Origin of the sequence: Maricaulis sp. (genome assembly GCF_048270095.1) — a bacterium.
Lineage (GTDB): Bacteria > Pseudomonadota > Alphaproteobacteria > Caulobacterales > Maricaulaceae > Maricaulis.
In genome coordinates this window covers 213,953-223,117 of record NZ_JBLWTL010000002.1, presented here as the reverse complement: position 1 = coordinate 223,117, position 9,165 = coordinate 213,953, and the positions used below count along the sequence as shown (strand labels likewise).

General features: G+C 62.0%; 8 protein-coding genes. 7 read left to right on the top strand and 1 reads right to left on the bottom strand.

Annotated features, from left to right (window positions below; all coding sequences use genetic code 11):
- On the bottom strand, positions 1–303 hold a 303-nt coding region (locus ACN0YJ_RS02975; RefSeq protein ID WP_417495287.1), incomplete at its 3' end, for a hypothetical protein.
- Between the two features lie 475 nt (positions 304–778).
- Here ACN0YJ_RS02975 and ACN0YJ_RS02970 point away from each other — a divergent pair.
- The 7 genes from ACN0YJ_RS02970 to ACN0YJ_RS02940 all read left to right on the top strand — a co-directional run bounded on the left by ACN0YJ_RS02970 (position 779) and on the right by ACN0YJ_RS02940 (position 9,146).
- Positions 779–2,944 (top strand): primosomal protein N', encoded by a 2,166-nt coding sequence (locus ACN0YJ_RS02970; RefSeq protein ID WP_417495286.1) that lies wholly within the window; start codon positions 779–781, stop codon positions 2,942–2,944.
- A 21-nt stretch (positions 2,945–2,965) separates the two neighbouring features.
- Positions 2,966–3,712 carry a TerC family protein gene (locus ACN0YJ_RS02965; RefSeq protein ID WP_417495285.1) on the top strand — a complete coding sequence of 249 codons (747 nt, stop codon included), beginning with the start codon at positions 2,966–2,968 and terminating at the stop codon, positions 3,710–3,712.
- Positions 3,713–4,180: 468 nt separating this feature from the next.
- Positions 4,181–4,798 carry a F0F1 ATP synthase subunit delta gene (locus ACN0YJ_RS02960; protein ID WP_417488461.1) on the top strand — a complete coding sequence of 206 codons (618 nt, stop codon included), beginning with the start codon at positions 4,181–4,183 and terminating at the stop codon, positions 4,796–4,798.
- Between the two features lie 3 nt (positions 4,799–4,801).
- Positions 4,802–6,334 carry a F0F1 ATP synthase subunit alpha gene (gene atpA, locus ACN0YJ_RS02955; RefSeq protein WP_417495284.1) on the top strand — a complete coding sequence of 511 codons (1,533 nt, stop codon included), beginning with the start codon at positions 4,802–4,804 and terminating at the stop codon, positions 6,332–6,334.
- A gap of 32 nt (positions 6,335–6,366) precedes the next feature.
- Positions 6,367–7,254, top strand: coding sequence for a F0F1 ATP synthase subunit gamma (locus ACN0YJ_RS02950; protein ID WP_417488464.1), 888 nt, complete (start codon positions 6,367–6,369; stop codon positions 7,252–7,254).
- Between the two features lie 18 nt (positions 7,255–7,272).
- Positions 7,273–8,712 (top strand): F0F1 ATP synthase subunit beta, encoded by a 1,440-nt coding sequence (gene atpD, locus ACN0YJ_RS02945; RefSeq protein WP_417495283.1) that lies wholly within the window; start codon positions 7,273–7,275, stop codon positions 8,710–8,712.
- Between the two features lie 32 nt (positions 8,713–8,744).
- A complete protein-coding gene (locus tag ACN0YJ_RS02940; protein ID WP_417478605.1) occupies positions 8,745–9,146 on the top strand; it encodes a F0F1 ATP synthase subunit epsilon in 402 nt (133 codons plus the stop codon).
- Positions 9,147–9,165 lie beyond the last annotated feature (19 nt).

Genomic DNA, 9,165 nt, shown 5'->3' with positions numbered 1-9,165 from the left:
GCCAGAAAGCTCATAACCATCCTCAACGCCATGCTCAGAGACGCCAAGCCCTTCATCGCCTGATACAGTTGCCGGAATTCGCTGCGCTCCTCCGGGGAAATGGGCTTGTGTATTTTGAGGTGATTGCTGGGTGATCGCGGTACGCCATCCAGGGAAACCCGACCCAGGATGAATGGCGCTGCCCCAAACATGTCCTGCCAGCGGCATGATCGCGACACAGGTGGCGGGCACACTTTCATCATCAACCAGGGAGGCGATGATGCACACCAGACCCGGACAGACACCACAGACCATAGCCTTCATGCACGGCGCCAGCGCGCCGAATGCAGGCGCGAAGGCGGCAATTCTGCTCGATGCCCTGCTGCGCCAGCACAAAGACACACGCCGGCCCCTCCAGGCCTGGTATGACACCCGCCTGACCCGGCGGCGTTGAGGTCGGGCCTTGCGGGATAGTCGGGGTAGGAGCAGGCCCGGTTTTCCCCATTATCAAAACAAATCTTGTCATCCCTGACGGATGCCCCGCGCATGCGGGGCGCAGATCAGGGACCCAGAACCGCCAAGGCGAATCCATCAGAGCTGGGGCAGGACAACGCGTCGCCCGGCGCGTGAATGGCCAGACGTCGGGCGTCTGGGTCCCTGATCTGCGCCCGGATCGCTCACGCGTCCGGGCATCCGTCAGGGATGACACGGATTTGGGTTTGGTCGAACGAGAGGCTGGGTCTCTCCCCAACGCTATTCCGCTTTGAACTCGCCCGCGCAAACAGGCACACTTGGCCTCGTGTCCTCCGAATCGTCATCTCGCGCCTCGATCCTGTTTCCGCTGCCCCTGCCGGAGGCCTTCGACTATCTTGTGCCTGACGGGCTTGAGCTCGGGCTGGGCGATCATGTGCTGGCGCCGCTGGGCAAGCGGATGGTGCATGGGGTTGTCTGGGCGCTGAAACCGGGGCCGGGCGAGCGGGCGTTAAAATCGGTCGAGGCGCCGATGGGCGGGGCGCCGCTGCCGGCGGGGACGCGGCAATTTGTTGACTGGCTGGCGCGCTATCTGGTGCAGCCGCCGGGCGTGATCCTGCGATCGGTATTGCGCAGCGCCGAGGCGCTCAAGCCTTCGCCAACCGAAACACTCTATCGCGTTAGCGGCACTGAAGCACCGCGCATGACGGCGGCTCGCGCGGCGGTGCTCGATGCGGCGCTGGCACTGGGGGAGGCTTCGGCGTCGGACATTGCGCGTGAAGCCGGGGTCGGCTCTGGAGTGGTCAAGGGTCTGGCAACGGCCGGAGCCCTGACCAGGCTGACCCATCCGATCGATCTGCCCTATGGCAATCCCGATCCCGAGGCTGAAGGCCTGTCGCTGACCATGTTGCAGGCCGAGGCGGGCGGCGTATTGCGGCGGCTGGTGCGGGCAGGCGGATTTCAGAGCGCCTTGCTCGACGGGGTGACCGGTTCGGGCAAGACCGAGGTCTATTTCGAGGCGATTGCCGAAGTTTTGCGCCGTCATCCCGATGGCCAGATCCTGATCATGCTGCCCGAGATCGCCCTGACGGCCGCTGTGTTGTCGCGCTTCGAGGCGCGTTTTGGCTGTGCGCCGGCGATCTGGCATTCGGCGGCGGGGCCCAAGGTGCGGCGGCGTTGCTGGCGCGAAGTGGCCGAGGGGCGGGCCCGGATCGTGGTCGGGGCGCGTTCGGCACTGTTTCTGCCCTTCACCAATCTCAAACTCATCATTGTCGATGAGGAGCATGACCCGACCTACAAGCAAGACGAGGGGCTGCCCTATCAGGGCCGCGACCTCGCCGTGCTGCGGGCCAAGATCGAGGGCGCGATGATCGTGCTCGCCTCGGCCACGCCCTCGCTGGAAAGCCTGACCAATGCCCAGGCCGGCCGCTATGTGCATGTACGCCTGCCGGCCCGGCCGGGCGCGGCCGTGCTGCCACAGGTCGACACGATTGATCTGCGCGAGCATCCGCCCGAGGCCGGGCGCTGGATCTCGCCGCCCTTGGTTTCCGCCATGGTGGAAACCCTGCAGGCGGGCGAACAGGTCCTGCTCTATCTCAACCGCCGCGGTTATGCGCCGCTGGTGCTGTGCCGCGCCTGTGGTCATCGCATGACCTCGCCGGACACCCAGTCCTATCTGGTCGAGCATCGCTATACCGGGCGGCTGGTCTGTCATGTCACCGGGTTTTCCATGCCGCGACCGAAATTCTGTCCCGAATGCAAGGCCGAGGACAGCCTGACCAGTGTCGGGCCGGGTGTGGAACGCGTCGCCGAGGAGGCGAAGCATCTCTTTCCCGATGCGAAAATTGAGATCTATTCCTCTGACAGTGCTGCCGGTGCCGATCTGGTCGACCGGATGGAACGCGGCGAGATCGACATCCTCGTCGGCACCCAGATCGCCGCCAAGGGCCATAACTTCCCCAATCTCACCCTGGTCGGGGTGATTGATGCCGATCTGGGCCTGGCCGGCGGCGATCCGCGCGCTGGCGAGCGCACCTTCCAGACCCTGGTCCAGGTGGCCGGCCGGGCCGGTCGCGCCGAACGTCCCGGTCGCGCCCTGTTGCAGACCCACCAGCCGGAACATGAGGCGATCCAGGCGCTGATCGCCGGGGATCGCGATGCCTTTCTGGAAACCGAGATGATGGCACGCGAGGCGCTCGGCCTGCCGCCGTTCGGCCGTATGGCGGCGATCAGTTTCCAGGCGCGTGATGTCCAGGCGGTTGAAGCCGCCGCCGGCCGCTATGCCGCGGCCGCGCCGCTGACCGATGGTGTCGAGATCTGGGGCCCGGCCGAGCCGCCGCGCGCGCTGGTGCGGGGCTGGCACCGCCGCCGCATCCTGGTGCGCGCCGACAAGACGATTGATATCTCCGCCTATCTGCGTGCCTGGAAGACGCGGGTGAAAATCCCGCCTTCGATCCGGGTGACGATTGATGTCGATCCCTATAGTTTCATGTGATCACGCCCGGGAACCATTATCATGATTGAACTCCTGTCTTCGCCAGAGATCTGGATGTCGCTGGCGACGCTGACTTTCCTCGAGATCGTGCTGGGCGTCGACAATGTGATCTTCGTCGCCCTGATGGCCGGGCGCCTGCCCGAGGCCAAACGGGCCTCGGCGCGAACGCTGGGCCTGGCCATGGCGCTGGTCTTCCGCATCATCATGCTGATGGGTCTGGTGTGGATGGCGCATCTGGAAGCCGACCTGTTCGCCGTCTTCGATCACGGTGTCTCCTGGCGCGACCTGATCCTGCTCGGCGGTGGTCTCTTCCTGCTCGCCAAGGGCACGCTGGAAATCCACCACACCGTTGAAGGCGTCAGCGAAGCGCCGAAGAACGCCGCCGGTGAGGCCTTCCTGATGATCGTCGCCCAGATCACCGTGATCGATATCGTCTTCTCGCTCGACAGCGTCATCACCGCTGTTGGCATGACCGATCATGTGCCGATCATGATCACAGCGGTCGTGATTGCGATGGGCGTGATGTTGTTCGCTGCCGGCACGGTCGCCCGTTTCATCGAGAATCACCCGACGACGAAAATGCTGGCCCTGGCCTTCCTGCTGCTGATCGGCATGTCGCTGATCGCCGATGGTCTCGGTTTCCACATTCCGCGCGGCTATCTCTATTTCGCGATCGCCTTTTCGCTCTTCGTCGAAGTGCTCAATATCCTCGCCAAAAAGGCACGCGCCGGCGGAGCGCCACCGTCCGGCAAGGATGCGGCAGGCTAGCCAGAGCCAAACGGGTGACGTGCAGCAGGGCTGCGGGACGTCTGCAGCCGGTCAAGGCGAGGCCGTCGCCGGGCCGGGGGATTCGCTGTCATGCTGCGGCTGCCCGCCTTCAATCGCCGGCCATTTGCCGGACCCGCAAAAATAACCGGGCCGTGGCCAGGCCGTTCAGCCCGGGCCGTTATCCCCGCCGCCGGGATCGCGACTGCCCCTGGAGTGTGCATCGATTCCCCTGTCTTGACAGGCTATCCGGCCGATCCCGACACCGCCGCAGCGGAGGCGTTTACGCCGACAATCCCGTCAATCCCGCCCATTTGGGCGGCAGGCACGCGCTGCAGACAGTGACGCGCCTGCTGAATCGGTACGCGCTCCGGCTTGCTGCGCTGATCACCCTGTGCTATCGCAGCGCCGAACCCCGAGGACGGGTGGCGCAAGCTTGCTCGTCCAATCGTACAAATCGTTGAATTTCAAGTGTTTGCACCTTTCGGTGATTTACAGACACTTCTCCAGCCAGAGAGTGACGTCACGGTGAGCACCGGCGAAGACGCCATCACAGCCAATGCTGCAGGTCGCTATGCGAAAGCAGTATTCGAGCTGGCCAAGACAAGCGGCAGCCTCGATGCGGTTGCCGCCGATCTGTCGGCCCTGCGCGCAGCGCTCGAGACCTCGGACGAATTGTCCGACGTCCTGACCTCGCCGCTGTATTCGGCCGAGCACAAAACCGGCGTTTTGTTCGCATTGGCTGACAAGGCTGGCTTTAACGAGCTGACAAAGAACGCTTTTGGTGTTGTGGCGGAAAACCGCCGCGCTGCCGAACTCGGCGATATCGCGACGATCTTCGCGGCCCTGCTTGATGCCGATCGCGGCATTGTCCGGGCTGATGTGACATCGGCCGCAGCGCTGACCAAGAAACAGACCGAAGCCCTTGCGGCTTCTCTGAAAAGTGCCTTCGGGCGCGAAATCGAAGTACGCACAAACGTGCGTCCTGAATTATTGGGCGGGCTGATCGTCAAGATTGGTTCCCGTATGTTCGACTCATCTCTCCGCACCAAGCTGGACGGGATGAAGAATGCGATGAAAGAGGCGTAGGCCATGGACATCCGGGCTGCAGAGATTTCTGCGATCCTGAAGGATCAGATCAAAAATTACGGCACCGAAGCTAAGGTTTCGGACGTCGGTCGTGTGCTATCCGTCGGTGACGGTATTGCGCGCGTTTACGGCCTCGATGAGGTCGCGGCTGGTGAGCTCGTTGAGTTCCCGGGCGGGATTAAGGGCATGGCCCTCAATCTGGAACGCGACAATGTCGGTTGCGTGATCTTCGGTGAAGACCGGGGCATCAAGGAAGGCGACACCGTCAAGCGTCTCGGCTCGATCGTCGATACCTCCGTTGGCAAGGGCCTGCTGGGCCGTGTGCTCGACGGTCTCGGTGAGCCAATCGATGGCAAGGGTCCTCTGACCGATGTCGCCGAGCGCCGCCGCGTTGACGTCAAGGCGCCGGGCATTATCCCGCGCAAATCGGTCCATGAACCCATGGCAACGGGCATCAAGGCGATTGACGCCATGATCCCGGTCGGCCGTGGCCAGCGCGAGCTGATCATTGGTGACCGCCAGACCGGCAAGACCGCGATCGCGCTCGACACCATCTTGAACCAGAAGGCGATCAACCAGGGCACAGATGAGAGCGCCAAGCTCTACTGCATCTATGTTGCCGTTGGTCAGAAGCGTTCTACGGTCGCCCAGATCGTGAAGACGCTCGAGGAAAACGGCGCGATGGATTACACCATCGTCGTGGCCGCAACGGCGTCGGATCCTGCACCGATGCAGTTCCTGGCACCGTTCACCGCCTCCGCCATGGGCGAATATTTCCGCGATAACGGCATGCATGCACTGATCGTTTATGATGATCTGTCCAAGCAGGCTGTGGCCTATCGCCAGATGTCCCTCCTGCTGCGCCGCCCACCAGGCCGCGAAGCCTATCCGGGCGATGTCTTCTATCTCCACTCTCGTCTGCTCGAGCGTTCGGCCAAGCTGAACGAAGCCAATGGTTCCGGCTCGATGACGGCTCTGCCGATCATTGAAACCCAGGCCAATGACGTCTCAGCCTATATCCCGACCAATGTGATCTCGATCACTGACGGCCAGATCTTCCTGGAAACCGATTTGTTCTACCAGGGCATCCGCCCGGCGGTGAACGTCGGCCTGTCGGTTTCGCGCGTTGGTTCGGCTGCCCAGACCAAGGCGATGAAGCAGGTTGCCGGCAAGATGAAGGGCGAACTGGCCCAGTACCGCGAAATGGCGGCCTTTGCCCAGTTCGGTTCCGACCTCGACGCCGCAACGCAAAAACTTCTCAGCCGTGGTCAGCGCCTGACCGAGCTTCTGAAACAGCCGCAATTCTCGCCGCTGTCGATGGAAGAGCAAGTCTGCACGATCTATGCTGGTACACGCGGCTATCTCGACGGGATCGCAATCGGCGACATCAAGCGTTTTGAAGCAGACCTTCTGCGTCATCTCCATGCCGAGCACGCCACTCTCATGGCGGCGATCCGCGATGAGAAGAAGGTGAGCGACGAATCTGAGGCCAAGCTGAAGGGCGTTCTGGACAAGTTCACCGAACATTTCGCGTGAATTTGAACCGTAACGACCGCTAGGAGTGCCGCATGGCGAGCCTTAAGGACCTTCGAAATCGTATCGCCAGCGTGAAATCCACGCAGAAGATCACCAAGGCGATGCAGATGGTGTCAGCGGCCAAGCTGCGCCGGGCACAGGAAGCCGCGGAAGCCGCGCGCCCCTATGCCGGGCGTATGGCGGCCGTGATGGCAAACCTGTCCAATTCGATGGCCGGAACCCCGGGCGCTTCGCCGCTCTTGGTCGGGACCGGTAGCGATGAGACGCATTTGCTGCTCGTCATGACAGCTGATCGTGGCCTGTGCGGCGGTTTCAATACCAATATCGCCCGTCTGGCGCGGGCGCGCGTCAACGAGCTGCAGCGCGCCGGCAAGACCGTCAAGATCATCTGCGTCGGCAAGAAGGGCTTCGATCAGTTGAAGCGCCAATTCGCCTCGCTGATCATCAAGATGTTCGATCTCAAGGCCGAGAAAACACTCAATAGCGCTGTCGCCGGACGTATCGGTGACGAGATCACCCATATGTTCGAAGCTGGCGAATTCGACGTCTGTGAAATCCTGGCGTCGGAATTTGTTTCGGTGATCTCGCAGAAGCCGTACTCGAAAGTGTTGATCCCGGCGATCGATGCGATCGAAGAAGGCGTCGACCGGCCCGATACGAAGGGCAGCGTCTACGAGGCCGAGCCGGACGAGGAAAGCATCCTCAACGCCTTGTTGCCGCGCTATATCACCACTGTAATTCTTTCGACCCTGCTGGAAAATTCGGCTGGCGAAATGGGGGCCCGCATGGCCGCCATGGACAATGCCACCCGCAATGCCGGCGAACTGATCGACAAGCTGAACCTTCTTTATAACCGCACCCGTCAGGCGCAAATCACGACGGAGTTGACTGAAATCATCTCCGGCGCCGAAGCTCTCTAGACGAGGGGAAGACCAATCATGAGCACTCTTAAAGGCCGTATTGTCCAGATCACCGGCGCCGTCGTCGACGTCGAGTTCGATGGTGGACTGCCCAACATCCTCAACGCCTTGCTGTCGACGAATGACGGCAAGCCGCTGACCCTCGAGGTTTCGCAGCATCTTGGTGAGAACACGGTTCGCACCATCGCCATGGACGCGACCGAGGGCTTGCAGCGCGGCGTCGAAGTGACCGACACGGGTGGCCCGATCATGGTTCCCGTCGGTCCGGGCACGCTCGGCCGCATCATGAACGTGACCGGCGCGCCGATTGACGAGGCCGGCGAGATTCCGCACGCGACCAAAGCGCCGATCCACCGCGCCGCACCGACCTTTGCCGAACAGGCAACGGAAGCTGAAATCCTGCCGACCGGTATCAAGGTCGTCGATCTGCTCTGCCCCTACGCAAAGGGCGGCAAGATTGGCCTGTTCGGCGGCGCCGGCGTTGGCAAGACGGTTCTGATCCAGGAGTTGATCAACAACATCGCAAAGATGTTCGGTGGTTACTCGGTTTTCGCCGGCGTTGGCGAGCGGACCCGTGAAGGTAATGACCTCTACTGGGAAATGATCGAATCGGGCGTCAACAAGGATCCGAAAGAGCATGATGGCTCGACCGAAGGTTCGCGTTGTTCGCTGGTCTTCGGCCAGATGAACGAGCCTCCGGGCGCGCGTGCCCGTGTCGCTCTGTCGGGTCTCGCCCAGGCTGAATATTTCCGCGATGAAGAGGGCAAGGACGTTCTCTTCTTCGTCGACAATATCTTCCGCTTCACCCAGGCCGGCTCCGAAGTGTCCGCCCTGCTCGGCCGTATCCCGTCCGCAGTGGGCTATCAGCCTACCCTGTCGACCGATATGGGCGCACTGCAGGAACGCATTACCTCGACCAACAAGGGTTCGATCACCTCGGTGCAGGCCGTTTACGTGCCAGCCGATGACCTGACCGACCCGGCCCCGGCCGCGACCTTTGCCCACCTCGATGCGACCACGGTTCTCAACCGTGCGATCTCGGAAAAGGGTATTTATCCAGCTGTGGATCCACTCGATTCGACCTCGCGTATTCTCGAGCCCCGCATCGTTGGCGATGACCACTACAACACAGCCCGCCGGGTCCAGGAAACGCTTCAGCGTTACAAGGCCCTGCAGGACATCATCGCCATCCTCGGCATGGACGAGCTGTCCGAAGAGGACAAGATGCTGGTGACCCGCGCGCGCAAGATCGAGCGCTTCCTGTCGCAGCCATTCGACGTGGCCGAAATCTTCACCGGCTTCCCGGGCATCCAGGTGCCTGTGGCGGATACGGTCAAGGGCTTCAAGGCGATCTGTGACGGCGAATATGATCACCTTCCCGAGCAGGCCTTCTACATGGTCGGCACGATCGAAGACGCGGTGAAAAAAGCCGAGAAAATGGCTGCGGAGGCCGCATAAGCGGTCTCCGGCATTAGCCGGAGGAATACCTGATGGCTGACAAGCTGCATTTTGACCTCGTATCGCCTGAGCGCCGCCTGTTTGCGGGCGAAGTCGATATGGTTGTCGTGCCCGGTGAAGATGGCGATTTCGGCGTGCTGCCGAAACACGCCCCCTTCATGTCGGTGATCCGCTCCGGCGCGATCATTGTCACGACTGACGGCGTTGCCGAGCGTACCTTCATTCACGGCGGTTTCGCCGAGGTGACGCCTGAGGGCCTGACCATCCTGGCCGAAGAAGCGATCCCGGTGTCCGAAATCGATGTCGCTGCGGTCGAGCAAGATCTCAAAAATGCCCAGGAAGATCTGGGTGTCGCCAAATCCGATATGGATATTGAGCTGGCGCAAGCGCGCATCGACCGTCTGGAAGCGATGCGGACAACTGCCGCCAACTAATCCGTCTGACATGTCTGAT